Origin of the sequence: Kribbella yunnanensis (assembly GCF_039529655.1) — a bacterium.
Classification (GTDB): domain Bacteria; phylum Actinomycetota; class Actinomycetes; order Propionibacteriales; family Kribbellaceae; genus Kribbella; species Kribbella yunnanensis.
The window spans coordinates 132,117-156,449 of record NZ_BAAANF010000007.1; the positions used below are offsets into that span (position 1 = coordinate 132,117).

Annotated in this window: 25 protein-coding genes; 13 read left to right on the forward strand and 12 right to left on the reverse strand. The window is 66.9% G+C overall.

What is annotated here, in order from left to right; all coding sequences use genetic code 11:
* Positions 1–73 precede the first annotated feature (73 nt).
* The 8 genes from ABD231_RS11020 to ABD231_RS11055 form a co-directional block, all read right to left on the reverse strand.
* The gene (locus ABD231_RS11020) at positions 74–886 is read right to left on the reverse strand and encodes an alpha/beta fold hydrolase (protein ID WP_344149135.1); all 813 of its coding nucleotides are present in this window, start codon (positions 884–886) and stop codon (positions 74–76) included.
* Between the two features lie 48 nt (positions 887–934).
* Positions 935–1,357, reverse strand: a complete 423-nt coding sequence (locus ABD231_RS11025) for a DoxX family protein (protein ID WP_344149137.1) — start codon at positions 1,355–1,357, stop codon at positions 935–937.
* 103 nt (positions 1,358–1,460) lie between these two features.
* Positions 1,461–2,300, reverse strand: coding sequence for an ABC transporter permease (locus ABD231_RS11030; protein WP_344149139.1), 840 nt, complete (start codon positions 2,298–2,300; stop codon positions 1,461–1,463).
* Positions 2,297–3,262, reverse strand: coding sequence for an ATP-binding cassette domain-containing protein (locus tag ABD231_RS11035; protein ID WP_344149141.1), 966 nt, complete (start codon positions 3,260–3,262; stop codon positions 2,297–2,299). The genes ABD231_RS11030 and ABD231_RS11035 overlap by 4 nt, the downstream gene beginning before the upstream one ends.
* Before the next feature lie 102 nt (positions 3,263–3,364).
* Positions 3,365–4,006 carry a PadR family transcriptional regulator gene (locus tag ABD231_RS11040; RefSeq protein ID WP_344149143.1) on the reverse strand — a complete coding sequence of 214 codons (642 nt, stop codon included), beginning with the start codon at positions 4,004–4,006 and terminating at the stop codon, positions 3,365–3,367.
* A 247-nt stretch (positions 4,007–4,253) separates the two neighbouring features.
* The gene (locus tag ABD231_RS11045; protein ID WP_344149145.1) at positions 4,254–5,171 is read right to left on the reverse strand and encodes an aminoglycoside phosphotransferase family protein; all 918 of its coding nucleotides are present in this window, start codon (positions 5,169–5,171) and stop codon (positions 4,254–4,256) included.
* A gap of 32 nt (positions 5,172–5,203) precedes the next feature.
* Positions 5,204–6,562, reverse strand: coding sequence for a nickel-dependent lactate racemase (gene larA / locus ABD231_RS11050; protein ID WP_344149147.1), 1,359 nt, complete (start codon positions 6,560–6,562; stop codon positions 5,204–5,206).
* On the reverse strand, positions 6,562–7,332 hold the full coding sequence (locus tag ABD231_RS11055) for a FadR/GntR family transcriptional regulator (RefSeq protein ID WP_344149149.1): 771 nt from the start codon (positions 7,330–7,332) through the stop codon (positions 6,562–6,564). Before ABD231_RS11055 ends, larA begins: the two co-directional genes overlap by 1 nt.
* Positions 7,333–7,470: 138 nt before the next feature.
* Between ABD231_RS11055 and ABD231_RS11060 the strand changes: the two genes are divergently transcribed.
* From ABD231_RS11060 to ABD231_RS11080, 5 genes are read left to right on the forward strand one after another with little or no spacing between them, the layout of a single operon-like run.
* The gene (locus ABD231_RS11060; RefSeq protein ID WP_344149151.1) at positions 7,471–8,742 is read left to right on the forward strand and encodes an ABC transporter substrate-binding protein; all 1,272 of its coding nucleotides are present in this window, start codon (positions 7,471–7,473) and stop codon (positions 8,740–8,742) included.
* A 5-nt stretch (positions 8,743–8,747) separates the two neighbouring features.
* The gene (locus ABD231_RS11065; RefSeq protein WP_344149153.1) at positions 8,748–9,719 is read left to right on the forward strand and encodes a carbohydrate ABC transporter permease; all 972 of its coding nucleotides are present in this window, start codon (positions 8,748–8,750) and stop codon (positions 9,717–9,719) included.
* Entirely contained in the window at positions 9,716–10,543 is an 828-nt protein-coding gene (locus tag ABD231_RS11070; protein WP_344149155.1) for a carbohydrate ABC transporter permease, read from the forward strand. Before ABD231_RS11065 ends, ABD231_RS11070 begins: the two co-directional genes overlap by 4 nt.
* 1 nt (position 10,544) lies before the next feature.
* Positions 10,545–11,735 carry a mandelate racemase/muconate lactonizing enzyme family protein gene (locus ABD231_RS11075; protein ID WP_344149157.1) on the forward strand — a complete coding sequence of 397 codons (1,191 nt, stop codon included), beginning with the start codon at positions 10,545–10,547 and terminating at the stop codon, positions 11,733–11,735.
* Between the two features lie 17 nt (positions 11,736–11,752).
* Positions 11,753–12,097, forward strand: a complete 345-nt coding sequence (locus tag ABD231_RS11080; protein WP_344149159.1) for an L-rhamnose mutarotase — start codon at positions 11,753–11,755, stop codon at positions 12,095–12,097.
* Here the strand turns inward: ABD231_RS11080 and ABD231_RS11085 are convergent.
* Positions 12,081–12,323, reverse strand: coding sequence for a hypothetical protein (locus ABD231_RS11085; RefSeq protein ID WP_344149278.1), 243 nt, complete (start codon positions 12,321–12,323; stop codon positions 12,081–12,083). The two genes, ABD231_RS11080 and ABD231_RS11085, sit on opposite strands and share 17 nt — an antisense overlap.
* Positions 12,324–12,421: 98 nt before the next feature.
* On the opposite strand from ABD231_RS11085, the gene ABD231_RS11090 reads away from it, so the two are divergent.
* On the forward strand, positions 12,422–12,973 hold the full coding sequence (locus ABD231_RS11090) for a P-loop nucleotide/nucleoside kinase family protein (protein ID WP_344149161.1): 552 nt from the start codon (positions 12,422–12,424) through the stop codon (positions 12,971–12,973).
* On the opposite strand, the gene ABD231_RS11095 is transcribed toward ABD231_RS11090, so the two are convergent.
* Together ABD231_RS11095 and ABD231_RS11100 are read right to left on the reverse strand one after the other, a co-directional pair.
* On the reverse strand, positions 12,954–13,658 hold the full coding sequence (locus ABD231_RS11095; protein WP_344149163.1) for a hypothetical protein: 705 nt from the start codon (positions 13,656–13,658) through the stop codon (positions 12,954–12,956). The two genes, ABD231_RS11090 and ABD231_RS11095, sit on opposite strands and share 20 nt — an antisense overlap.
* Before the next feature lie 192 nt (positions 13,659–13,850).
* Positions 13,851–14,588, reverse strand: a complete 738-nt coding sequence (locus tag ABD231_RS11100) for a phosphotransferase family protein (RefSeq protein ID WP_344149165.1) — start codon at positions 14,586–14,588, stop codon at positions 13,851–13,853.
* A 795-nt stretch (positions 14,589–15,383) separates the two neighbouring features.
* Here ABD231_RS11100 and ABD231_RS11105 point away from each other — a divergent pair.
* The 7 genes from ABD231_RS11105 (at position 15,384) to ABD231_RS11135 (ending at position 21,261) form a co-directional block, all read left to right on the forward strand.
* Entirely contained in the window at positions 15,384–15,752 is a 369-nt protein-coding gene (locus ABD231_RS11105) for a YciI family protein (protein WP_344149167.1), read from the forward strand.
* A gap of 25 nt (positions 15,753–15,777) precedes the next feature.
* A complete protein-coding gene (locus ABD231_RS11110) occupies positions 15,778–16,131 on the forward strand; it encodes a DUF2200 domain-containing protein (protein WP_344149169.1) in 354 nt (117 codons plus the stop codon).
* A gap of 82 nt (positions 16,132–16,213) precedes the next feature.
* On the forward strand, positions 16,214–17,305 hold the full coding sequence (locus ABD231_RS11115) for a serine hydrolase domain-containing protein (RefSeq protein ID WP_344149171.1): 1,092 nt from the start codon (positions 16,214–16,216) through the stop codon (positions 17,303–17,305).
* A gap of 93 nt (positions 17,306–17,398) precedes the next feature.
* The gene (locus ABD231_RS11120; RefSeq protein ID WP_344149173.1) at positions 17,399–18,865 is read left to right on the forward strand and encodes an FAD-dependent oxidoreductase; all 1,467 of its coding nucleotides are present in this window, start codon (positions 17,399–17,401) and stop codon (positions 18,863–18,865) included.
* Positions 18,862–19,527 carry an SGNH/GDSL hydrolase family protein gene (locus tag ABD231_RS11125; protein WP_344149175.1) on the forward strand — a complete coding sequence of 222 codons (666 nt, stop codon included), beginning with the start codon at positions 18,862–18,864 and terminating at the stop codon, positions 19,525–19,527. The genes ABD231_RS11120 and ABD231_RS11125 overlap by 4 nt, the downstream gene beginning before the upstream one ends.
* Before the next feature lie 64 nt (positions 19,528–19,591).
* On the forward strand, positions 19,592–20,524 hold the full coding sequence (locus ABD231_RS11130) for an ATP-binding cassette domain-containing protein (protein WP_344149177.1): 933 nt from the start codon (positions 19,592–19,594) through the stop codon (positions 20,522–20,524).
* Positions 20,521–21,261 (forward strand): ABC transporter permease, encoded by a 741-nt coding sequence (locus ABD231_RS11135; protein WP_344149179.1) that lies wholly within the window; start codon positions 20,521–20,523, stop codon positions 21,259–21,261. The genes ABD231_RS11130 and ABD231_RS11135 overlap by 4 nt, the downstream gene beginning before the upstream one ends.
* On the opposite strand, the gene ABD231_RS11140 is transcribed toward ABD231_RS11135, so the two are convergent.
* Positions 21,245–24,322 (reverse strand): ATP-binding protein, encoded by a 3,078-nt coding sequence (locus tag ABD231_RS11140; RefSeq protein ID WP_344149181.1) that lies wholly within the window; start codon positions 24,320–24,322, stop codon positions 21,245–21,247. The genes ABD231_RS11135 and ABD231_RS11140 overlap by 17 nt on opposite strands.
* Positions 24,323–24,333: the final 11 nt, after the last annotated feature.

The window sequence follows — 24,333 nt, forward strand, 5'->3', positions numbered from 1 at the left end:
GAGGTTCCCTGGCGCGACGAAGATCTGCTGGCGCGGTGCCTAATCGGTATTCCCGCAACACCTCGCGGGCCCCTCAGTGTTCGGTGCTGAAGAACCGTAGCAACAGCGGGCCGACGGTCTGTGGGTCGACGACGTGATCCGGTCCCTCGAGGGTCTCCCGTTGAGCGTGGGGTAATTGGTCTGCAAGCTCGTCGGCTGCGCGGTCGAAGAAGTCCGAGGGCAGGCCTGCCATGTAGGGGACCGTGATCGGTCCTCCGGTGGTGACCAGGACCGGTTGGGTGACCGTTGCCAGTCGATCGGTCGGCAATTGGTAGCGGTTGTGGAAGACGCTGTCGTGGACCAGCGTGGGCGCGAGGGCGACCGAATCCGCCCAATGCGACGTCTGCTTGCCTGCCGCTTTCCTGGCCGCGATGTTGTCGTCGGAAGCGCCGGACAGGCGCATGAACAGTTCGAGAACCTCCTCGTCTCGCCCGGCCTCGAAGGCGCGTCGGGTGTCTGCGATGTACTCCTCGAATCGCGGGCGGATGTCGTCCCCCACCGCGTAGGGCACCTCCCAGACGGCGATCGTGTCGATGGCTGACCCGGCCGCGGCGGCTTCCAGCGCCAGCGCGCCACCAGAGGACGCCCCGAACAGGTGTGCCGAGCCGCCCGCCTCCGCGATCAACGCATCCAGGTCCTCGATCTCCCTCTCCACGGCGTACGGCTCGGTGAAGCCGCTCGCGCCGCGTCCCCGACGGGCAAAGTTGTAGACCGTGAAGTGCTCGGCGAGAGCCGGCGCCAAGGGAGCGTTCTCCACCCCGTCGTCGAGTGCTCCGCCCACCAGAATGACGGCCGGACCGCTTCCCTTCCGGTCGTAGGCGATGGTGGTGCCATCGTTTGATGTCACGCGAAAGGCCATCTCGTTCATCTCACATCTCCGTTCGAGAGGTTTGTCTCAGCGCCTGAGCAGCGTGCCGACGACGGACTTGGTGCGCGACCACCGCGTCCTTGCGATCACGGCCGCCACGACGAGTAAGGCGAGCGGCAGCCAAGGGCTCTGTTCGAGCACGAACTGATCGGTGATGACAGCACCGGTCAGCAATGCCGCCAACCCGAGACTGGCGAGGCCCGCCAGAGCCGGGATCAGAAGTCCAACCCCTCCCGCGACCTCCAGCGCTCCGACCAGGTACCGGAGCCACTGGCCGGCCCCGATGTCGGCGAACATGTCCACCATGACCGGGTCGCCGGCGAGCTTCGAGATTCCGCCGCCGGCGATGATCGCCGCCAGCACGACGTGCAGAATCCAGACCCCGATGCTGCTCGCCCGCCCGGGCGTGTGCGCAACGGTTTCCGAGTTGTTCTTGGGGATGGTGCTCATTCGGCTCTCCTTGTCGTGTCCGGGCCTGGTACCGGTGATGGCGTTGGCCGAGTGGGCCGGGTTGTCGGAGTTGATTTCGACCAAGTGCTCGCGGTAGCGGCAGCTACTTCTTGTTGCGGTAGAGGACCATGGTGATGGGACCGAAGACCGCGACGAGAAGTACGGACGAGACGAGCACCCAGCCGATTTCTCCGGCGGGCACCGAGCCGTGCATCAGGCCGCGTACCACGGTCGCCAGGTGGGTGATCGGGTTGACCTCGACGACCGCCTGCATCCACCCGGGCATCGTCTTCGGGTCCACGAAGATGTTGCTCGCGAACGTCAGCGGGAACATCACCATCATGCTGACCCCCGCCACCGAGTTCGGCGTGCGCAGGATCAGGCTGAGCATCGTCCACAGCCACGACAGGCAGAACGAGAACACCAGCAGCAGCGCCACCGACAGCAGCACCCCGACGGCGCCGCCCTCCGGCCGGAACCCGAGGACCAGGCCGAGCGCGATCACGATCGCCGACCCGATCGAGTAGCGCATCACATCGCCGAGCAGGGCGCCGACCAGCGGCGACGGTCGCCACACCGGAAGTGACCTGAACCTGTCGAACACCCCCTTCTGGATGTCGGTGTTCAGCGTTATGCCGGTGTTCATGGTGATCATGACGTTCGCCTGCACCAGGATCCCGGGCAGCAGGAACTGCAGGTACTCCTGAGTCGACCCGGCGAGCGCGCCACCGAACAGGTAGGTGAACATCAGGGTGAACATGATCGGGAACATGGTCACGTCGACGAGCTGCTCCGGGACGTGTTTGATCTTCAGCAGAGCGCGCCAGCCGAATGTCAACGAGGTGCGCACCGGGCCGGGGCGTGCCGGCCGCTCACCGGCCAACAGCACGCTGCGCAGCGCGTCCTCGGTGACCGGCGCCTGTTCTGCGGACGTGGCGGTCATGCGGCATCCTCCTCGGGTGTCTCCTCGGCGGCGTGTCCGGTCAGGGTGAGGAAGACCTCGTCCAGGCTGGGCTGACCGAGCGCGAACTCGGTGACGTCGATGCCGCTGCGGGACAACTCGGCCAGGGAACGGGCGACCCGCTCGGGGTCGGAGATCCGCGCGGACAGCGCGGCCGGGTCGGCGGAGAGCTCGATCGGCACGTCGAGAGCGGCGGCGAGGACCCGTTCGGCCTCGGCCCGCTGCTCGGGGCCACGGAGGCGTACGTGCAGCGAGCCGGCGCCGACCGATGCCTTGAGCTCGCCGCTCGAGCCCTCGGCGATCACCTTCCCGTGGTCGATCACCGCGATCCGGTCGGCCAACTGGTCGGCCTCGTCGAGGTACTGCGTGGTCAGCACCACGGTGGCGCCCTCGGCGACCATGCCCCTGACGATCTCCCAGACCTGGTTCCTGCTGCGCGGGTCGAGCCCGGTCGTGGGCTCGTCGAGGAAGATCAGTTCGGGGGTGACGACCAGGCTCGCCGCGATGTCGATGCGCCTGCGCATCCCGCCGGAATACTTCTTCACCTGCCGGTCGGCTGCCTCGGCAAGACCGAACGCGTCGAGCAGGTCGGCCGCCCGCTCCCTGCCTCGGCGGCGTGAGTAGCCGAGCAGCCTGGCGAGCAGCAACAGGTTCTCCACCCCGGTGAGGTCCTCGTCGACCGACGCGAACTGCCCGGTAAGGCCCACCCTGCTCCGCACCGCCCGGGCGTCACGCACGACGTCGTAGCCGAGCACTTGCGCCTCTCCGGCGTCGGGGCGCAGGAGCGTGGCCAGCATGCGGATCGTGGTGGTCTTGCCCGCCCCGTTCGGACCGAGCACGCCGTACACGCCCCCGGCGCTCACGGCCAGGTCCACACCGGCGACCGCGTGGGTCTTGCCGAAGCTCTTCTTCAACCCTCTCGTCTCGATCGCGAACTTTCCCATAGGTTCGATTCCTTCTCTCGGTGTTGCGAACGGGTTGGGTTGGCTAGTCAAGTTTGACTACTTGACCAGAATGCACGGGGAGGAACGTCTAGTCAAGTTTGATTAGAAGCGCATCTTGAGGGGATCGGGGACCGTTCGCCACGAACCCGGATCATCGGCCATGGTGTAGGCGCCCTCAGACAGTCGCTTGCTCAGGCTCTTCGCCCACTCCAGTTCGGTGCGTGCCTGCCCCGCCCACAGTTCGGCCTGATCGCGGACGTGCTCGGGGGCGTCCCTATTGGGGTGCTCCCGCCACTTGGCCTGCACTACGAGTTCCGCTTCCAGGCGCCCGACCCGCTCGTTAATCTGCGCGATGGCATCTGTCCTGGTCAGCATGGGCAACATGGCGATGGACGCGTTGAGCATGTCCGGGTCGTGGGTGCGCCGCAGACCGTCGCGGACCAGTTCGACCATCTCGTCACGTCCCCGAGTTGTCGCGCGGTACAGAACGCGCTCCGGCCCGGAGTTGCCCGGCTCGGCGTGTTCGGTGAGGAGGCCATCAGCCGCCGCCTTCTTCAGCGCGTGATAAACCGAGCCGGGCTTGATCTTGGCCCAACTCTCCGCACCCCAGCTCTGCAGTTCGGACCGCACCTGGTAGCCATGCGCGCCGCCGGAGAGGTGCACGATGCCGAGTACCAGGAGCTTGGTCGCCGACGTGCGCCCACCTCCGCTCAACCCTCTCGTCTCGATCGCGAGGTTTCCCATGGGTTCGATTCCTTCTCTCGGTGGTGCGAACGGACTGGTTGAGACTAGTCCAGTTTGACTACTTGACCAGAATGCACGAGGAGGAACGTCTAGTCAAGTTTGATTAGCAGCGCATCTTGAGGGGATCTCTGCGCTACGCCTTCGACGCGTAACAATGCCGTTCTGCCCGCGGGCGTCGTACGAAGTGCTAGACGCTCTTGCTGGTGGCGACGTCTGCGCGCAACTTCCGGTGGGCCTGGGTGCTCGGTCAGCTTGAGCAGGCTTGAGAAGTTGTGAGGACCTTGTCGACGGCGTGTTGTGCGTAGTTTGCGAGTGCCGGGTTGGTGTCGTTGAAGTGCTGCAGCACGATCAGGGCTTGGGATAGGACGCGGCCGCGTCCGCGGAGCCAGGTTGCGTCGTCGACGTTCAGGGTGGCGCGGAAGTCGTTGTGGACGGTGGGGGGCAGCAGGTACCAGACGGGAAACAGGTCGCAGGCTGGGTCGCCGACGCCGCAGGTTTCGAAGTCGAGTACTGCGGTTAGGCGGCCGGCCGCTGAGACGAGCAGGTTGCTTGGGGTCAGGTCGGAGTGGACCCAGACCTCGCGCCCGTCGTACGGGGCTGCGAGTGACTCCTCCCATGACGCTAGCGCGGCGCGAGTGTCTATGAGGCCGTCCAGTTCGTGGATTGCGTCCCGGGTTGGGGAGTCCATCGACACCATTGGAGATCTTGTACGGCGCTCGCCCAGGTAGGCCGGCGGTCGGTCTGGCAGGTCGATCTGCCGGAACGCTTGGATGAACGCCGCGAGGTCCGTTGCCAGACCGCGCGGATCCACCAGCGCGTCGGGGGAGGGGTGCGTACCGGCGAGCCAGCCGTGGACGGACCACTCGCCCGGGTAGGCGTCGGTGGGTGTGCCGATTGCCTCGACAGAAGGGATGGTCACAGGTAGGAACGGCGCGAGTGTTGCGAGTTTCGCCTGCTCTCGGTGCACTATGCCGTTGATTGAGGGGCGGAGCGGCAGCCGTACGGAGAGGTCAGAACCGAGGCGGAAGATCGCGTTCACCAATCCACCGGAGTCGATCGGCTCCAGTGGCAGCGCGGCCCACTGCGGGAACTGCGCGGCCACCAGTTCACGGACGAGCGGGGTGTCGATGTCGGCCTGGTCGGCGTAGACCTTGCGGTAACTCACAAGGCCATCCGATCGATCGGACCCGTCTGCCGTCAACCGAGTATCGAGATGCTGCCGGGCGGTGGATCTTCGCGACGGCGATGGCCTTCGCTACCGGCCGGTCTTTTGTTTGCAGCGGCTGGGTCGACGTAGGGGATTGTTTGGGGGCCTTCTGGTAGGACGCAGAGGCGGGCGTTGGGGCCGGCTGTGGCGAGGGCGTTGGCTACGGTCGCGGTGATGTCTTTGGTTTGTTGCAGGTGTGCGGTTGCTAGGTCGGCGTCGGTTAGGTGTGAGGTGTGCATGATGACGTGGCAGTCGGCTTGGATGCGGGCCTGGATCTGGACCTGCCACTGGTCGGGGACGGTCACTGTTCGGGCGGAGATCTCGGCGAACAGGGCAGCAGGTGAGTCGGCTGAAGCCAGGACCTCGCGGTAGGAGCCGTGGTCGGGGAAACCGTCGCGGCACTCGGCTGCGCAGACGATGGTGCCGCCGGGCTTGGTCACCTGGTAGGCAGCCGACATGCCCTTTACGGCCTGGTAGAGGTTCTGGTCGAGGGGGTAGCCGGAGTTCGTGGTGACGACCACGTCGTACAGGTGAGGCACCGGTTGCATGGCGACTGCGCGGGCGGTGTGGACCGCCGCGGCGTGCATCGGTAGTAGGTCACCGCCGAAGGCGGCGACGACTTCCTTGTCCTGGTTGAGGACTACGTCGAAACCGAAGGTCACGCCGGTGGCTGCGGCGATGGCTCGTACGTCGTCGTGCACCGGGTTGCCCTCGATGATTCCCCAGGCCGCCTGGGGGTGGCCGATGCGGCGGGCGTCGTGGAGTACAAGCACGGTTTCCAGGGCGGCGAGGCCGGGTGCGACCAGTTTGGGGCCGCCGGAGAAGCCGGCGAAGAAGTGCGGTTCGACGAAACCGGTGGTGATGCGGACGTCCGCGGCGACCCATTCGCTGTTGAGCCAGACCGGTACGTCGGAACCCAGCGAGCCCAGCCAAGTAAGGCTGTCGCGATCGCGGGCGTCGTGGTTGACGATGCGCACCGTGTCGACGACCTCGTCGCCGAACATCGCTCGCAACTCGGCTTCGGAATTGCCGCGATGGGTGCCGGTGGCAACCAGTACGACGACGTCGTCGAGATCGACAAGTCCGTCGAGCTCTTCCAGGATTGCCGGGATCATCAGGTGCCGGGGCTGCGGCCGGGTCCCGTCGCAGGCCGAGATGGCGACTGTCTGACCACGCTGCACACGTTCCCGCAGTGGCGGACCCGCGACCGGCGTACGAAGCGCCCGGCGAAGGAGCTCTCGCGGCGACTCGGTCGCCTGGTGGTGGGTCGGTGTGACTACGGTGGTGACTGCCGGATCGACGGCCAGGTCCAGACCGGTCTCGCCGTACGCGAGCCGCACGATGCTCATCAGCGGTCCAGGCGGCCGGGGTTCGACGATCCGTCGCGACGCACGAGCCAGGCCTCGGTGATGTGGGCAGTCATGGCGTCGGCCGCGCCGCGAGGGTCGTGCGCCGCGATCCGCTCGTAGATCCGGCGGTGTCCCTGGTTGGAGGCGACACACAGCGCGCGTTCTCGTCTGCCCATGTAGCTGGCGGTGTTGCCGACCTGGCTCTCCAGCGCCCGTACGACGCCACGCGCGATCCGGTTGCCGGACGCCTGCATGATCGTGTCGTGGAAGGCCTGGTCCTGGTCGCGATACGCGACGGGGTCGTCCACGAGCTCGTCCATCAGGTCCACGAGGGTGCGCATCCGGTCGATGCTCTCCTGGTCGGCGGTCCGGGCGGCGACCAGCGCCATATCGGATTCCAGCAGCCGGCGGGTGACCACCAGGTCGTCGAGGACGGTCAGGCTGTCGTCGTCGGCGATGACTGCGCCGAGGACGAGTTGGTCGAGCATGTTCCACTGCGACGGCGGGGTGACCACCGTGCCCGCGCCCTGGCGCACCTGGACCAGGCCCTTCTCCTGGAGGACCTTCACCGCCTCGCGGATGACGGTCCGGCTGACCGCGAAGGCCTCGCACAGCGCGGGCTCGGGCGGCAACGACGTACCGGAGGGGTGAACTCCGCGGACGATGCGTTGCACGAGCTCGGCGGTGACCGCGCTCGCGAGATTCGCGGGCCGGCGCGGCCACGCCGCGGCGGGCGCGCTCGCGGTCGGTTGCTGGCCTGAAGCCGTCATCTTTCCTCCGGTGCCGAGCGGTGAGCGTCGGGCCGAGTGTACTGCACTCGAGCCGTTGACGTCATACGTCATACGAATTATGTTTACGCCACCTCGCGGGCCGGACGCCCGTCACTCGTCGGAAGAAGTGAGCACGACATGAAGCAGCGCACACTCTGGTCCGCCGTCCTGGCCCTGGGCCTGGCGTTGACCGCCGGTTGCGGCAGCGCCGCGGGACCGGGTTCCTCGCCCACCAGCAGCACCGACAAGCTCGTCGTCTGGGACTGGAAGTCCGGCGACGCGAAGGCGGCCGGCTACGTGGCGAAGGCCAAAGCCGACTTCGCCAAGAAACACCCCGGTGTCACGGTCGAGTTCGTGGCCCAGCCGTACGACCAGTACTACACACTGCTCGGGGCGGCGATCCAGGCCGGCAAGGGACCCGACGTCATCCTCTTCAACGGCGGCGGCCAGATCCGCGACCGGGCCGACGCGCTCACCCCGCTGGACGACTACGTCGCCGAGGACAAGGAGCGGCTGGCCGGGTGGGGCGCGTTCACCAAGTCGGAGAAGATCTACGCGGCCCCGGTCACGCTGCAAGGCCATCCCTTCTACTACAACAAGTCGCTGTACGAGAAGGCCGGCCTGAACCCGGACGCCCCGGCCCGGACCTGGGCCGAGTTCACCGCCAACTGCGGTGTCATCAAGGCGAAGACCGGCGCGAACTGCTTCGCGCTCGGCAACAAGGAAGGGTTCGGCATCCAGTTCTTCCTGTCCGCGATGGGATCGGCGACGCTGACACCGCAGGAGTACGACGACTGGATCGCCGGCAAGCGGAACTGGTCGGCACCGGACGTGAAGCGGATCTTCGAACTCTGGAAGCAGACCAACGACGCCGGCCTGAACAACCCCGGCGCCAACTCCACCGCGATGTTCAACGACGCGTTCGCGGTCTTCCAGTCCGGTAAGGCCGCAAACGTCATCGGCCTGATGTCCGACATCGGGCACTGGAAGGACTTCGGTGAGTTCCTCGGCGCGGACAAGGTCGGCGTCATGCCGGCGCCGCTGGTCAACCCCGCGGCCAAGCCGAGCCTCCCGTACGACGGTGGTATCGGCTACGCGGTCGCAAAGTGGACCAAGGATCCAAAGGTGGCCGCGGATCTGGTCCGGTCGCTGACCTCGACCGATGCCCTGAAGGCCTTCTACGACGACGGCGGCGCGATCGCGTCGGACACCACACTCGACGTCTCCACCGGCGGCCCGGCCGTCGCGACGATTGTCTCCGAGGTCAAGACCGGCAAGCCCGCTCTGCACGTCGCACTCTCCTCGAAGACGCTCGAGCTGATGGGCCGTCTTTCCCAGCAGTTGCTCAGCGGCTCGATCACCGTGGACAAGGCCGTGCAGCAACTGGCCGCCTCCGACAAGACGAGCTGATCTGCGTGACTCCACAGTCCTTGTCCTCGGCCGTCCCGGCTCCGGCCGGGCCTGCCGAGGAGGCAACGCCGGTACGCCGGTCGCCACCAGCCGGACCGTCGTCTCGGCGCGGGTCACGGGCCGAACGCCTCGCGCCGTACGTGCTGCTCGCACCGGCGGTGCTGATCATCCTCGGGCTGCGGCTGTGGCCGCTGCTGCTCGGGGTCAACTTCTCCTTCACTGGTGACGGCGACCGCAACGGCCAGTCGGTCGGCTTCGACAACTACGCGACGCTGCTCGCCGATCCCTTGTTCCGGGTCGCGCTGCGCAACGTCGGCCTGCTCGTGCTGCTGCTCCCGGTGGCGGTGGCGATCCCGGGCCTGCTCGCCACGTTCATCTACCTGCGCGTGCCGGGGCACCGGTTCCATCGTGGTGTCTACTTCTTCCCCGCCGTGCTCTCGCCCGTCATCGTCGGCGCGATCTTCAACCTGCTGCTCGCGTACGACGGTCCGCTGAACAAGCTGCTCGGTACGGCGGGCGTCGGGCCGGTGGACTGGCTCGGCGATCCCCAGGTGGCGATCTTCTCGGTCGTCGGGGTACACATCTGGGCGACGTTCGGGATGGCTCTGGTGGTCTTCCTGGCCGGCTTCTCGACCCTCGATGCGGCCTTGCTGGACGCCGCCAAGATCGACGGCTCCTCGCTCGCGCAGACGATCCGGTACGTGATCGTCCCGTGCCTGTCCCGGACGATCCAGTTCGTCTTCGTCACCACGATGATCGGCATGCTGACCTCGATGTTCGGCCTGCTGTACGTGATGACCAGCGGCGGGCCCGCGGGAACGACGTACCTGCCCGAGTACTACATCTGGATCCAGCAGGGACAGATGAATCACCCCGCGCTCGCCTCCGCGGCGTCGAGCGTGCTGTTCCTGATCATGCTCGTGGTCGGGCTGGCCCAGATCGCCATCCTGCGCCGCGCGACCAAGGAGGACCGATGACCGGCGCCCGCTGGACGAAATGGGTGATCGCGGTCCCGATGGCCGCTCTCGCGCTGGCCACGATCTACCCCTTGCTGTTCACTGCGAACGTCGCGATGAAGACGCGTCGCGAGTACATCCTCGACCGGTTCTCGCTGTTCGACTCGTTGCACTGGGAGAACCTCACCAAGGCCTGGACCAGCGTCGGGATGTCCCGGTACTTCCTGAACTCGGTGGTCGTGGTGGCCTGCTCGGTCGCGCTGCTCCTCCTGCTCGGGTCGATGGCCGGCTTCGCGATCGGCCGGCTGCGCTTCCGCGGCTCGGCCACGTTCTTCGTGGGGATCCTGGCCGCGCTGTTCATCCCGTTCCAGGTGATCATGGTTCCGCTGGCCCGGATCATGGCCGACACCGGCCTGATCGACACCTACCCCGGCCTGGTACTCGCGTACGTCGCGCAGTTCCTCCCGTTCACGATCTTCCTCTTCACCAGCTACTACTCGACGGTGCCGGCGGAGATCATCGACGCGGCCCGCATCGACGGCAACGGCGTGTACGGCGTCTACTGGCGGATCATGCTCCCGATGGGCGCCCCGGCGCTGTTGTCGGTCGGCGTGCTCAACGCCTTGTTCTGCTGGAACGACGTACTCATCTCGCTGCTGATGATGCCGTCCGCGGAGCACCGCACGCTGATGGTCGGAGTCACCGCGTTGCGCGGCCAGTACTCCGATGACATCCCGACGTTCGCATCCGGCGTACTGATCGCGGCGATCCCTGTGCTGGTCGTCTATCTCTTCCTGCAACGCCAGATCGCCGACGGTGTCACCGCCGGCTCGACGAAGGGCTGACATGCGCATCACTGGCTACCGGACCTTCACCACGGTCCACGACTGGGGCCGGCCGGTCGGCGACGCCAACGGCCTGTACGCCGATGGCGTCGTACCGGTCCCGATCGTTGCCATCGACACCGATGAAGGCATCACCGGCATCGGGCTCGGACCCCATGTGGAGCTCGAGAACATCTTCGCCGCCATCGAGGGCGAGGATCCGCGCAGTGTCACTGCCCTCTACGACCGGATGCTGCGTCGTACGTTCAAGGCAGGTCACGCTGGCGCGCTGTTCGGCACCATCGGTGCACTGGACACCGCACTGTGGGACATCAAGGCGCAGGCAGCCGGGGAGCCGCTGTGGCGCCTGCTCGGTGGACGTGACCGCCGCGTGCCTGCGTACGCTTCCGGGCTGGACATCGCCCTGGACGACGACGAACTCGTCGCGCTGTATCGGACCTACGCCGACCACGGACTGCGCGTGGCGAAGCTCAAAGGCGGCCTAGACATCGAACGCGACCGGCACCGCCTCGCCTTCGTTCGGGACGTCCTCGCCGACGCCGGTCACGGGGCACGGCCAGGCCTGATGCTCGATGTCAACGAGACCTGGACGCGCAAGCAAGCGGTCCGCCACGTCAGCGAGCTTGAGCGAACCCTAGACCTGACCTGGATCGAGGAGCCGGTACGGCGCTGGGACGCCGAAGGGCACGCGATCGTCGGCCGGGGAATCCGCGCGTCGGTTGCCAGCGGGGAGAATCTCACCGGCCTGGAGCAGTTCCGCCCGCTGATCGCGGCGGGCGCTGTCGACATCGTCCAGACGGCCGCGGTCTGGGGCGTCACGCACTTCCTGCGGGTCTCCGCCCTTGCCCACGCGCACGACCTGCCGGTCAGCCCGATCGGCACGACACCGGTCGGGCTGCTGCACGCCGCGACTTCGGTACCCAACCACTTAGTTAGTGAACTACAGGACCTCCGGCCACCAGTCGGCGTCGTACTCGACCTGCGTGTCGAGGATGGTGCATACCTCCTCGGCGACACCCCCGGCCTGGGCATCCACCTCGACGAGAAGGCGATCGCCGCAGCTCGCCACCGAATCCCCGATCCGAGGTCCGCCGGCTCCCACCTCCGACCCGAACACGCCGGCCGCCGCCTACTCCCGAGCGACCCGGGCCGCTCGGGCCAGGAATCGAACAACGCCCCGCTCAACGCCTGAATCCTGAGGAGATCGACATGGAACGCCAGCAGCGCTACGGCATCCTGACCCGGCTACGCCCCGACAAACGCGAGGAATACCTCCGGCTGCACGCGGACGTCTGGCCCTCCGTCGAGCGGATGCTGCTCGACGCCAACATCCGCAACTTCACGATCTTCCTGCACGACGACCTACTCTTCGGCTACTACGAATACACCGGCACCGACCACGCGGCCGACCAGGCCCGCATCGCCGCCGACCCCGAAACCCAACGCTGGTGGACCTTCACCGACCCCTGCCAAGAACCGATGACCGCCGACTCCCCGTGGGCGCCGATGCAGGAGGTCTGGCACCTGACAAGTCAGGTCACACAGGATCGGTGAACGAGACCGGCTTGCCGGCGGCGCGTGCATAGGCGATCTCGCGGCTTGTGGACTCGCCGACGTACCCGCCGGGGTTGACGATCAGGACGCGGTCGGCCAGGTCGATCTTGCGCAGGTGAAGGGCATCCAACGCAGCCTTCTGCTCGTCGGTGATCACCTCGTTGGCTTCGCCTGGCGCGACGACGATGACGCCTGCAAAGGTCAAGTCGCGGTTCGCCGCGCGCATCTCGTCCACGAAGCGGGTAGACCCGCAAATACACACAATCTCAGGTCGGTCAGGCACAGTTCAGTTTACGTACCGAGACAGACAAGGTGGTTGATCGCTTGTTCCTGCTGCAGATGTCGGGGGTTCCGGGGTCGGGGAAGACCACGTTGGCGAAGGAGATCGCTCGGGCGGTTGGGGCGGTTCGGCTTGATCATGACGTGGTGAAGAGTGGGTTGCTGGAGGCTGGGATCGCGGTGGAGCAGAGCGGACCGGCGTCGTACGAGGTGTTGTATGCCTTGGCTCGGGATGCTCTTGGGGGTGGCAGCTGCGTCATCATCGACAGTCCTTGCTTTTGGCCCAGGGTTCTCGACGAGGGGCAGACGATGGCCAAAGAGCATGGGGTGGTGTACAAGTACATCGAATGCAGGACGGGTGACTTGTCGCTGATTGACTCAAGGCTTCGGACGAGGAAGCGGTTGCGTAGTCAGCGGCTGAGTATTGACCAGCCGCCGGTCGATCTCCAGGCGACGCCGGGTGAGGCGGAGAGGTTCGCTCGCGCGGTGGAGAGCATGCAGCGGCCGAGCTCCGACTACCTTGTCGTGGACACCAGCGCGCCGATCTCGGAGTACCTGCCTACGGCGCTGGCGTATCTCAGGGAGTTGGAGTGTTGAGGCAGCCTCCGATGAAGTACAGGAGGGCGAAGGTGAAGTCGCCGCCGTCGGGGTGTTCGATGAGCTCGGCGCCGTTGTTCGTCAGGGTGTAGGCCTTCTGGCGGAGGCCGTCGGCATAGTCTCGCCAGGCCATGGCGGGCGCAAAGCGGCTTTTCGCGGTACTGGCGATCGCGTTGAGGAGGATGTCGGTTGTCATGTCGTCCGGGTTGCGGATCTGGTCGGTGTAGGACAGTTCGACGGCGCCGGCGGTGAGTTGGTCCGTGACGGCCTCTCGCTCGTTCTCCCGCAGGTAGTACCGCCAGGCGAGCTCGCAGGCTGTTTCCTGCAGGACATCGCGGCCGAAGTCCCACAGGGCGTCGCTGGTTTCGTCGGTCAGCAACTGGCGTCGCGTGGAGTTGATGAGCGCCGGTATCTCCTGGGCGGCAACCACCCGCTTCGTCGCCATCGAGGCCGCCACCGCGTCGACCTTGTTGTAGAACGTGATCTGCACCTGAACCCGGGCCGCGGCGGCGCGGATCTCGGCCTGCAGCTCTGGCGAGACCTTGTTGATCTGTTCCGGTGGCGGCAGTTCGTTGATCGTCTGGGTCAGGGACTTCTTCTGGTTCCGGAAGACGTCGTCGCCGCCTTTGAAGGTGCCCTTGAGCGGATCGTCCAGCTGACTGGCCTTGCCGATCCAGCTTTTCACTATGGATGCCTCGGCTGGAGTGGGCTTGACGCATGCCTGGAGCGGAAGCACTGCCAGTGTGACGGCAACGAATAGCGACGTGGCAGACAACATCATGACCCCCCTGAAACGCTCCCCTTATCCGGAGAGTGATCCTCGGTACGGCCGTCGTCCAGATGTGGTGCGGTGTCCGGGGCAGATTGTTACGTTGCGCTACATCCGGGCTCTCAGTACGTCGAATTCGGCGCCGGGGGTGTTCGGGTCGAAGCCGTGTTCGATGAGCCAGCGGGCGGCGGAGAGACTGCGCAGCGACCACCAGGCTCGGATGATTTCGTGGTCGACGTCTTGACCGTAGCCGGCGAGGAGGTGGGGGAGGCGGTCTTCGTGGCCGAGGGTGAGGGTGGCCAGGTCGAAGAGGGGGTCGTCCTGGCCGGCCTCGGACCAGTCGATGATGCCGGTGACGGCGTCGTCGTCGGTGAAGACGTGGGTGATCTGCAGGTCGCCGTGGGTGAAGGCGGGGGTGTACGGGCGGAGCGCGGCTTCGGCGATCTCTCGGTTGCGCTCGATCACGTCGGTCGGCAGTACGGCGTTCCTGGTCAGCCACTCGCATTCGGTATCGAGGCGGGTCCGGATGTCGTCGAGGCGGCGACCGGGCCAGGGCGGTAGCGGCGCCTCGTGGAGTTGACGAATGACGGCACCCGCCGCGGCCCAGGCGGCCGGCGAGGCGAGGGAGGGCTTGCCGAGAACGCCGAGCGCAGTACCGCGGACTGCAGCCAGCGCAAGTGCAGGTGGGTTGTGCCAAAGGACCTCTGGAGTCGGGACAGGCGCCAGCGCCATCGCCTCGACCTCAACCGCCAGGTTGGCCGGGTTCGCATCCACCTTCAGGAAGACGTCGCCCACGCGAAGCGTCGTACGCTCGCTATGGGCGACGACGATTGTGACCTCATCCACGCCGGCCACTATCGCGGGAGCGACGAGGCGGTGCAGGCATTTTCCTCCGACCGACAGGACGTATACGTCTGTTGGGTCGTCGGACTGTCGGTCGTGAGCGTGACACGGGCGTCCGGTGGGGCCATATGTCCTGTACTTGTGCATCTCCCCGGGCCGCTCGGATGCGGCCGGGGAGGTACGGCGCTGGTTGCTCGCCGCTGCGGCCAGCTGACAGAGGTTGGGTGGCTAGGCGGGTCTGTGGCTGAGCTGGTTGGCGAGGTCAGCGCTCGAGGTGAATGTCGCCTGGGGCTGGCGGGCTGTGGTTGCTGCCGGACAGCAGCGACCGGGCCGGGTAGCTGACGGTCGCCTTGTCTTTGTGCGCAAGATCCATCTTTGGGTATCCACCAACCGTTTCCGGGGGCTCGAAGTGGTTGGTGGGTTCCCAAAGATGAGTGGCGTGCACAGAGAGCGGCGCGGGGGTTGGGGAACGGGGGGCTGCTCCTTGGGAACCGGGGCGCCGGGGTGCCTTGTCGACGTCGGGGGTCGCCCGTCGAGGTGAGGGGTTGCCCGTCGAGGTGGGGGGTTGCCCGTGGAGATTCTCGATGGGCACCCCCCCACATGAAGGGATATCCCCGCAGGTGGAGTGGAGTCCTGCGACGCCTCATCGTCAACCGACCCACCGCGCCCCAACCATCGCTGCTTGACACCCTTAGCTCCAGGGGTGCCTGTGCTTCGGGAGATCTGTCGGATTCGATGGGTGCGGTTCGTTGCAGGGGTGAGAGGTGGTCGGGTGGCCGCCGGATTGGGAGTGCTGGGATGACTTACTACTTGATCTCGTTCGACCGGGGCGCGATGGATCACATTCCTGAGGAGGACTTTCCGCAGGTGGGGAAGGAGTCGCATGCGGTCTGTCGGGAGGCCAAGGATGCGGGGGTGCTGGTGTTTGCTGGTGGGGTTCACTACGACACCGACGAACCGTTGCTCGCCGCGGATCCTGCGGTGGTCGGGACCGACGGGGTGATCACCGACGGGCCTTATCCGGAGAGCAAGGAACTCATCGGTGGTGTGACGATCGTCGACGTACCGACTCGGGAAGAGGCTCTGCGGTGGGCCGCCAAGATTGCGGTGGCTTGTCGGTGTGCGCAGGATGTCCGCAGGTTCATGGACGACCCTGAGCGGGTTTGACGCACGGAGCTGGCACCCTGTCGGTATGGCGAAACCTCGGATCTATGCGACGAGCTTTGCGAGCGTCTACCCCCTGTACGTCGCCAAGGCGGAGCGCAAGGGGCGGACCAGCGCGGAGGTGGACGAGGTCATCTGCTGGCTGACGGGGTACACCCAGGAGGGTTTGGCGGCGCAGCTGCAGAAGGAGGTCGACTTCGAGACCTTCCTCGCGGAGGCGCCGCGCCCCAACCCGGATCGCGCCCTCGTCAAGGGCGTGGTCTGCGGTGTCCGGGTCGAGGAGATCGAGGAACCGACGATGCGCGAGATCCGCTACCTGGACAAGCTCGTCGACGAGCTGGCGCGCGGCAAGGCGATGGCGAAGATCCTGCGCAGCAGCTGACCGCTGTCAATACCTTCCGCGCGATTTCTTCCGGGGGATAAGACCCTGGGGATACGCCAGCGCCAGAAATAGCGTTCTGGACATGAGAATCCTCGCGCTAGTGATGGCAATGATCGGTACTGCGGCCCCAACGCCCCAGCTGACAAGGGACACCGCGGCAATCCACGCGGCCGGTGTCACCGGAGTGCAAGCCCGCGCGGTCGGCGTACGGACCGAGGTCGCCACCGCAGGTGTCGCGAGTCTGCCGTCCAAGCGTCCGGTCCCGTCGAACGGATACTTCCGAATCGCGAGCACCGGCAAGACGTTCAAGGCAGTCGTAGTCCTGCAGCTCGTCGCGGAGGGACGGCTCTCGCTCGACGACACGGTCGAGCGATGGTTGCCCGGGCTGATCAAAGGCAACGGCAACGACGGCCGCAAGATCACCATCCGCCAACTGCTCCAGCACACGCACGGCCTACAAGACGACTTCCCCGACTTCGCCACCGAAGCAGACTTCTACCGCCACCGCTTCGACCGCTATACCTCGGCCGACCTCGTCGCGCGCACCCTCCGCCACGAGCCACGGACCGACACGGGATGGCGCTACTCCAACATCGGCTACGTCCTGCTCGGCATGATCATCAAAGAAGCGACCGGCCACGACTGGTACGACGAACTCCGCCAACGCGTGATCCGCCCACTCGGCCTGCACCACACGCGACCTGACCGCAGCCCGGCGCTACCCAATCCACACGCGCAGTCGTACCAGCCCTTCGAGAAGAACCGCCTGATCGACGTCACCGAACAGGTCATCAACGACCTGGACGGCTCGCTCGTATCGACGACCGCAGACCTCAACGAGTTCTTCCGGGCCCTGTTCGACGGCCGTCTCCTCAAGCCCGCTCAGCTGACCGAGATGACCACCAACCTCAGCGACCTGGACCCCGTGGTCGCCGAGCTCATGCCCGACAGCCAGTACGGCCTCGGCATCTTCAAGCGCCCGCTCCCGTGTGGCGGCGAGTACTGGGGACACGGTGGCGGCGACGGCGGCTTCATCACCGAGACCGGTGTCACGACCGACGGGCGCCGCAGCGCGGTCGTCTCGATGTCGAGCGTCCTCGGCCGCGAATGGGCCGACGCCCTCCGCCAGCAAAAGCTGGCCGACCAACTGATCGGCAACGCGCTCTGCCGCTGACATGCGGTGCCAGCGCTGAAATGCGTCTCGTGCCAGGGCCCTACAAGCCATCGGTGTGACGGTCTTCCTGTGACTCAACAACAGGGAGACCTCATGTACGACGTAGCGATAGTCGGTGCCGGACCAGTCGGGCTGTACCTGGCGTGTGAACTCGGCCTGCGGGGATTGTCAGTCGTGGTGCTCGAACGCGAGCCCGAGGCCGGTTCGGTCTGGCGCTCGGCGCCGCTCGGCATGCGCGGACTGATGGCCGCCTCGCTGGCCGGGTTCTACCGGCGCGGGATGCTGGAAGACCTCTTGAAGGTCGACGAGCTAGAAGACCAGCCAAAGACCTTGCAAGGCGTCGGCCACTTCGCGGGCATCATGATCGACCCGGCCAAGATCGACGTGAGCGCAATGCCGTACCGCTTGCCGACGCAGGCCCCGGACGCCGTGATGACCGACCTCGCCCACGTAGAGCAGGTCCTCGAGAACCGCGCGACCAAGTACGGCGTGGAGGTCCGCCGCGACCAGCCCGTCACCGACCTGACCCAGTACGACGACCACGTCACCGTCCGAACCGGCAATGCAGAGTACGCCGCGCGCTGGGTGGTCGGCGCCGATGGCGGCCGGAGCGCGGTCCGGAAGCTGGCCGGGTTCGAGTTCGTCGGAACCGAACCCACCTTCACCGGCTACACGTTCCAGGCCGAATTCGACGATCCGGCGAAGCTCAACCTCGGGTTCAACCCCACTCCGCACGGCCTGTACGTGAAGATGTCGTGGACGCCCGGTCACATCGGCGTGATGGACTTCGACGGCGGTGCCTACGACCGGACGCAGGAGCCGACGAAGGACCATCTGCAGGAGGTACTGCGCCGGGTGTCGGGTACCGATGTGACCATCACCGAGCTCCGGATGGCCTCGACGTACACCGACCGCGCGATGCAGGCGACGACGTACCGGAAGGGTCGGGTCCTGCTGGCCGGCGACGCCGCGCACATCCACTCACCGCTGGGCGGGCAGGGCCTCAACAGCGGCCTCGGTGACGCGATGAACCTCGGCTGGAAGCTCGCCGCGACCATCCAGGGCCACGCGCCCGACGGACTGCTCGACACCTACACCACCGAGCGCCACCCGATCGGCGAGTGGGTCCTCGACTGGACCCGCGCGCAGGTGACCGTCCTGAAGCCCGGTCCGCACGGCCGAGCCATGCAAGGCGTGATGCGCGACCTGCTCGACACCCCCGACGGCGCCCAGTACATCTACAGCAAGATCTCCGGCATGGCGAACCGCTACGACCTCGGCAGCGACCACCCCCTGGTCGGCCGGATCGCACCAGAGTTCCGCCTCGAGGACGGCACCCGGCTCGCCGACCTGATGCAGGACGGACACGGTGTCCTGCTCGACTTCACTGGAGAGCTCGCCGACCTGGAGCTCAACAGCAACTACCGGTACGCCGCCGGCCGCGCGAACGACGATCTCGGACTGGCCGCCGTACTGGTCCGGCCGGACGGCGTGGTCGCCTGGGCCGGGGATGCCGATCGCAACGCCATCGACGCGGCCGCGAAGCGGTGGTTCGCATGACGATCACGCTCAAGCCGGGCAGCACCGTGATGTTCACCGGCGACTCGGTCACCGACTCCCACCGTCTCGAAGATCCGGACGGCCTCGGCACGGGCTATCCGCTGCGCGTCGCGGGAGAGTGGGGATTCCGGCACCCGGATCGGCCGGTGACCTGGCTGAACACCGGCTGGCGCGGAGACAAGGTGATGGACCTCGAGGCCCGCTGGCAGGACGACGTACTGGCCGCTGAGCCCGATGTCGTATCGATCATGATCGGAGGCAATGACGCCGCCTGGTGGTCGTTCGATCCCGAGAATGGTCGAGTGATCACGGCCGCGGAGTACCGCGCGGGCTACGAGCGCCTGCTGACCCCACTCGCCGAGGCCGGCACACAGCTGATCCTGATCGAATCGTTCATGCTGCCGATCCGGGGCACGCTCGAGCACGGGGACTTGCGGATCGACGAGGCGCTCCGCAAACAGTGGCGGGCAGACCTGGACCCCAAGCTCGAGGTCGTCAACGAGCTGGCCCGGGAGTACGGCGCGGAGCTGCTGGCCGCTGATCGCATGTTCACCGAACTCTGCGAGCTCGCCGACCCGGAGCACTGGGCCGACGACGGCGTCCACCCCACCCCGGCCGGCCACGCTGCCCTGGCCGAGGCGTGGCTGCGACTGGTGGTCTAAGCCCCAGGCAGGTGTGTCAGCGCCGTGTCAGGGCGGTGTCTGACCACTTGCCGATGCTTAATGCATGAGAGAAACGGCGATTGCAGTCTCGGGACTGCGCAAGGCATTCAAGGACAAGATCGTCCTGGACGGCATCGACCTGGACGTTCCCGCGGGCACGGTCTTCTCGCTGCTCGGCCCGAACGGGGCCGGCAAGACGACGACCGTGAACGTGCTGACCACCCTGCTGGGTGCCGACGCCGGCACGGTGAAGGTCGCCGGGTACGACGTCGCCACCGACGCGAAGGCGGTTCGGAAGGCGATCGGGGTGACCGGTCAGTTCGCGGCCGTCGACGAGTTGCTCACCGGCCAGGAGAACCTGGAGCTGATGGTCGACCTGAGCCCTGGAACCGACCGGAAGGTCGTCGCCGAGTTGCTCAAGCGGTTCGACCTGACCGACTCCGCGCAGAAGCCGGCGGCGACGTACTCGGGTGGTATGCGGCGCAAGCTCGACCTCGCGATGACGTTGGTCGGCAGCCCGCGGATCATCTTCCTGGACGAGCCGACGACCGGGCTCGACCCGCGCAGCCGGCGGACGATGTGGACGATCATCCGGGAGCTGGTCGCCGATGGCGTGACCATCTTCCTCACCACCCAGTACCTCGACGAGGCCGATCAGCTCGCGGATCAGGTCGCCGTACTGGACCAGGGCAAGTTGGTTGCCCAAGGCACCCCGGACGAGCTCAAGCGGCAGATCCCCGGCACGCATGTCCGGCTCCGGTTCGCCGATGTCGAGCAGCTCGCCGCCGCCGCGCAGCTGTTCGCCGACGCCACCCGCGACGACGAGTCGCTGACCCTGCGCGTCCCCAGCGACGCCGGGACGAGCTCGCTGCGCGACCTGCTGAACCGGCTCGACGAATACGCACTCAGCGCCGAGGAGTTCTCGGTGCACACCCCTGATCTCGACGACGTCTTCCTCGCCCTGACGGGCCACTCCACGGAGGTTTCCGCATCATGAACCCGACCCTCACCATGGTGCGCCGCGACGTCAAGCACCTCGTCCGCAACCCCACCAGCATCTTCAACGCGGTCCTGATGCCGGTCGTGATGATGTTCATGTTCGTCTACCTGCTCGGCGACGCCTTCAACGTCGGCGTCGACTACGTCGACTACGCAACGCCGGGCATGATTCTGATGGCCGTCTGCTACGGCCTCGGCGGTACGGCGATCGCCGCGAACGCCGATATGACCAAGGGCATCATCAACCGCTTCAAGGTGATGGACGTTCCGCGGTCTTCGGTCCTGACCGGCAAGGTCGTCTCCAGCGTCCTGATCAACCTGATCGCGATCGTCGCGTTGCTCGGGGTCGCCTTCGCACTCGGTTTCCGCCCGTCGGCCGGTCTCACCGACTGGCTCGCCGTACTCGGGATCGTCCTGCTGCTCGCGATCGCGGTCGGCTGGTTCACGGTCGCGCTCGGCCTGTCGGCGAAATCGCCGGAGACGGCCGGAATGGCCGCCGTACCGCTCGTCATGCTGCCGTTCTTCAGCAGCGCGATCGTGCCGGCCGACAAGATGGGTCCGGGCGTCCGGCAGTTCGCGGAGTACCAGCCGTTCACGCCGATCATCGAGACCCTGCGCGGATTCCTCAACGGCGGGGCGCAGACCTCCGACGTACTCCAGGCCGTCGCCTGGTGTGCCGGGATCGCGATCGTCGGCTACTTCTGGGCGGCGTCCACGTTCACGAAGCGAGCGTGACCGCGACCAGCTGGTTCCAGTCCGCTTGCGCACCTTCCGCAGCCGCCTCGGCGTACTCCACGTCACCGAGGCGGTTGCGCGTTGTCTGCTCGATCCGGGTCAGATCCGGGTTCGACCGATCCGGTAGCCCGCGCAGCGCGGTGCTTGCCGCCAGCAACCGTACGGCGTCGTCGTACCGATCCCGCCGTACGGCGTAGCCCGCGACCCCGATGAGCACACTGGCGATCCCGCTGGGGTGGCCGGTCTGGGCCGCGGATTCGGCGGCTGCCGCCCAGTGCTTCCGGGCCTCGTCGAGATCCACCGCGGCGGCCCCGCGCAGACTGTGCGTGTGGGTCTGAATGTTCGGTTGGTCCGCTTGCTCACCGAGAAGTTCAGCGACCGCGTCCAGTTGTGCCAGCACCTCGGCGGATTCGCCTCGCCAGCTGGCGACCGCCGCCTTCGAGAGGGCCAGATTGGCCAGCGCGCCCGGCCAGTTCACCCGCTCCGCCAGCCGCTGGGCCTCGGCCATCGAGGCCGCGCTGCGTTCCGGGTCGCCCATCAGCCAGTAGAGCTCCCCCTGCCGGGACCGCATCCGGACGACGTCGTCGGTGCCCGCGATCTCGGTGATCACCGCGATCGCGTGCTCGTAGTGCGCACACGCGGCGGCGAACTCACCTCGCATGGCGATCCGATCGGCCAGTTCGGAGAGCGCGAACGTGATCCCGAACCGTTCGCCGATCGACTCGAACGCGGCAACCGCTGCCTCGAGATAGGTGTCCGCCTCATATCCACCGTGTCCGAGGATGACGCGCATCTTGCCGAGCTGCAGCTGGGCCAAGGCGCGCACCCACGGGTCTTTGCTGTCCAGCAACGGTTCCCAGGCCGGCAGGAAATCAGTCGGCGACTGCAGCATGCGTTCCAGCGGTTCGATCAGCTGCAGCATCGGATTGACGAACTGAGTGCGCCGACTGAGCCGGTCGACCTCGTGGATCCACTCGCGGGCCAGGTGTTCGTCGCCCGGCCCGGAGTTGAGGAACATGATGAACAGGGCATAGACCATCGCCCGGATCTCGTCGTCCACCTCGCCCGGGGTGTCGATGGCCGCCTTGATCAGGTCGTTGCCCTCGGCCTTGTGCCCGCTCAGCCACCAGTACCAGCCGGCGACCGAGGCGAACCGCATGGCGGCCGCGGCCTCACCGGCCCGGATCGCGCCGCGCATGGCCGCGCTCAGGTTGTCGTGTTCGGCGTCGAGCACAGCCAGCCACTCCAGCTGCTCGGCCCGGCGAAGATGCGGGTCGGCGGTCTCGGCCAACTCGGTGAAGTAGGTGAGGTGCGCGTGCCGGGCCAGTTCCACCTCATCCGCCTCGGCGAGGCGTTGAGCGGCGTACTCCTTGATCATGCCGAGCATCCGGTACCGCGGCGCCTTGTTGCTGTCAGCAACCACCAGTGACTTCTCAGTCAGGGCGGTCAGCAGCTCCAGTGCGTCGGGGGTACCGCAGATCTGTTCGGCAGCGGCCAGACTCGCGCCGCCCGCGAAGACCGAGAGCCTCCGCAAGACGAGCCGTTCGTCGTCGCTCAGCAGCTGCCAGCTCCAGTCGATGACGGCACGCAACGTGCGCTGCCGGGGGAGCGCCGTACGGCTGCCGCCGGTCAGCAGGCGGAACACATCGTCGAGCCGATCCGCGAGCTGGTCGAGAGACATCGTGCGCAACCGGGCCGCGGCGAGCTCGATCGCCAGCGGCATCCCGTCCAGCGCCCGGCAGACCCGCGCCATCGTCGCGAGGGTGTGCGCGTCGGTCCCAAGATCCATCCGTACGGCGCTCGCCCGGTCCCGCAGCAGTTGGACAGCCGGCGACGACTCGGCGTCGGCGTCTGTCTCCGGCAGGCTCAGCGGGATGACGCGCCATAGCGCCTCACCGGTGATGCCGAGCGGCTCGCGACTGGTCGCGAGGATGCGCAGCTGCGGACATTGCCCGAGTACACGCTCGGCAAACCGCGCGGCCGAGTCGATCACGTGCTCACAGTTGTCCAGGATCAGCAGCGCGTCCCGCTCACGGAACGCAGCGATCACCCGCTCGGTGGGGTCCACGTCCGATGCGTCACCAAGCAGGCCGTCCCGCAGACCGAGGGTGGCGATCGCGGTCTGGGCGACATCCGCCTCGGTACCGATCGGCGCGAGTTCCACGAACCACACGCCATCCGGCAGTACGTCGGTCAACGTGCGACCGACCTCTGTGGACAGCCGCGTCTTCCCGGCCCCGCCCGGTCCGATCAGGGTGGTGAGCCGGTGGGTGGCAACGAGTTCGCGGACTTCGGCGATATCGGCCGCCTTGCCGATGTAGCTGGTGAGTTCCGCGCGCAGGTTCGTCTCGCGGTTCGGCTCATCACGCCGTACCGACTCGCCGCGCAGCAGCGCAACGTGCAGCGCGGAGAGCTCCGGCGACGGATCTACGCCGAGCGTGTCGACGAGAGCATCTCGGGTGCGTTGGTAGACGAGCAGTGCCTCGGAATCACGCCCGCTCGCGGCCAGCGCCTGCATCAGCGCACCAACGAGCCGCTCCCGAACGGGATGCACGGCGACCAGATCGGTCAGCTCCGTGACCAACTGGGCACCTCGGCCGCGCGCGATCTCGGCGTCGAACCAGTCCTCGGCCGCGGTCAGCCGCAACCCCTCCAACCGCGTGACGGCCGCGTCGAACGCCGTACTGTCCTGCAGCCCGACGTCCTGGAGAGGGGCGCCTCGCCATAGATCCAGCGCCTCGCGCAACCGTCCTTGGCCAACCAGTCGCTCGAACCGGACCGCGTCCACCGCGTCCGGCTCGACCACGAGCCGGTAGCCATCCGGCGTACCGTCGACGGCGACGACCTTCCGCAACCGCGAAACCAGCCGTTGCAGGGCATTGGCAGCCTCCGCCGGCGGCTGCTCGCCCCAGACCCAGTCGACCAGCCGCGCCTTCGGAACTACCTGCCCTGCGTCGAGCGCCAGCGCTACCAGCACGCCTCGCAGCCGCGCGCCCGGCACATCCACGAGGACGCCATCATCCCCACGAACCTCGAACGGCCCCAGCATCGCGATCTGCACTCCGCAGATCT

Bases quoted from the DNA above. Each gene is read 5' to 3' on its own strand.
- ABD231_RS11025 (WP_344149137.1), bottom strand. From the start codon at position 1,357: ATGAGCACCATCCCCAAGAACAACTCGGAAACCGTTGCGCACACGCCC.
- ABD231_RS11030 (WP_344149139.1), bottom strand. From the start codon at position 2,300: ATGACCGCCACGTCCGCAGAACAGGCGCCGGTCACCGAGGACGCGCTG.
- ABD231_RS11035 (WP_344149141.1), bottom strand. From the start codon at position 3,262: ATGGGAAAGTTCGCGATCGAGACGAGAGGGTTGAAGAAGAGCTTCGGC.
- ABD231_RS11040 (WP_344149143.1), bottom strand. From the start codon at position 4,006: ATGGGAAACCTCGCGATCGAGACGAGAGGGTTGAGCGGAGGTGGGCGC.
- larA (WP_344149147.1), bottom strand. From the start codon at position 6,562: ATGAGCATCGTGCGGCTCGCGTACGGCGAGACCGGTCTGGACCTGGCC.
- ABD231_RS11055 (WP_344149149.1), bottom strand. From the start codon at position 7,332: ATGACGGCTTCAGGCCAGCAACCGACCGCGAGCGCGCCCGCCGCGGCG.
- ABD231_RS11060 (WP_344149151.1), top strand. From the start codon at position 7,471: ATGAAGCAGCGCACACTCTGGTCCGCCGTCCTGGCCCTGGGCCTGGCG.
- ABD231_RS11070 (WP_344149155.1), top strand. From the start codon at position 9,716: ATGACCGGCGCCCGCTGGACGAAATGGGTGATCGCGGTCCCGATGGCC.
- ABD231_RS11075 (WP_344149157.1), top strand. From the start codon at position 10,545: ATGCGCATCACTGGCTACCGGACCTTCACCACGGTCCACGACTGGGGC.
- ABD231_RS11080 (WP_344149159.1), top strand. From the start codon at position 11,753: ATGGAACGCCAGCAGCGCTACGGCATCCTGACCCGGCTACGCCCCGAC.
- ABD231_RS11085 (WP_344149278.1), bottom strand. From the start codon at position 12,323: ATGCGCGCGGCGAACCGCGACTTGACCTTTGCAGGCGTCATCGTCGTC.
- ABD231_RS11105 (WP_344149167.1), top strand. From the start codon at position 15,384: ATGACTTACTACTTGATCTCGTTCGACCGGGGCGCGATGGATCACATT.
- ABD231_RS11110 (WP_344149169.1), top strand. From the start codon at position 15,778: ATGGCGAAACCTCGGATCTATGCGACGAGCTTTGCGAGCGTCTACCCC.
- ABD231_RS11115 (WP_344149171.1), top strand. From the start codon at position 16,214: ATGAGAATCCTCGCGCTAGTGATGGCAATGATCGGTACTGCGGCCCCA.
- ABD231_RS11120 (WP_344149173.1), top strand. From the start codon at position 17,399: ATGTACGACGTAGCGATAGTCGGTGCCGGACCAGTCGGGCTGTACCTG.
- ABD231_RS11125 (WP_344149175.1), top strand. From the start codon at position 18,862: ATGACGATCACGCTCAAGCCGGGCAGCACCGTGATGTTCACCGGCGAC.
- ABD231_RS11130 (WP_344149177.1), top strand. From the start codon at position 19,592: ATGAGAGAAACGGCGATTGCAGTCTCGGGACTGCGCAAGGCATTCAAG.
- ABD231_RS11135 (WP_344149179.1), top strand. From the start codon at position 20,521: ATGAACCCGACCCTCACCATGGTGCGCCGCGACGTCAAGCACCTCGTC.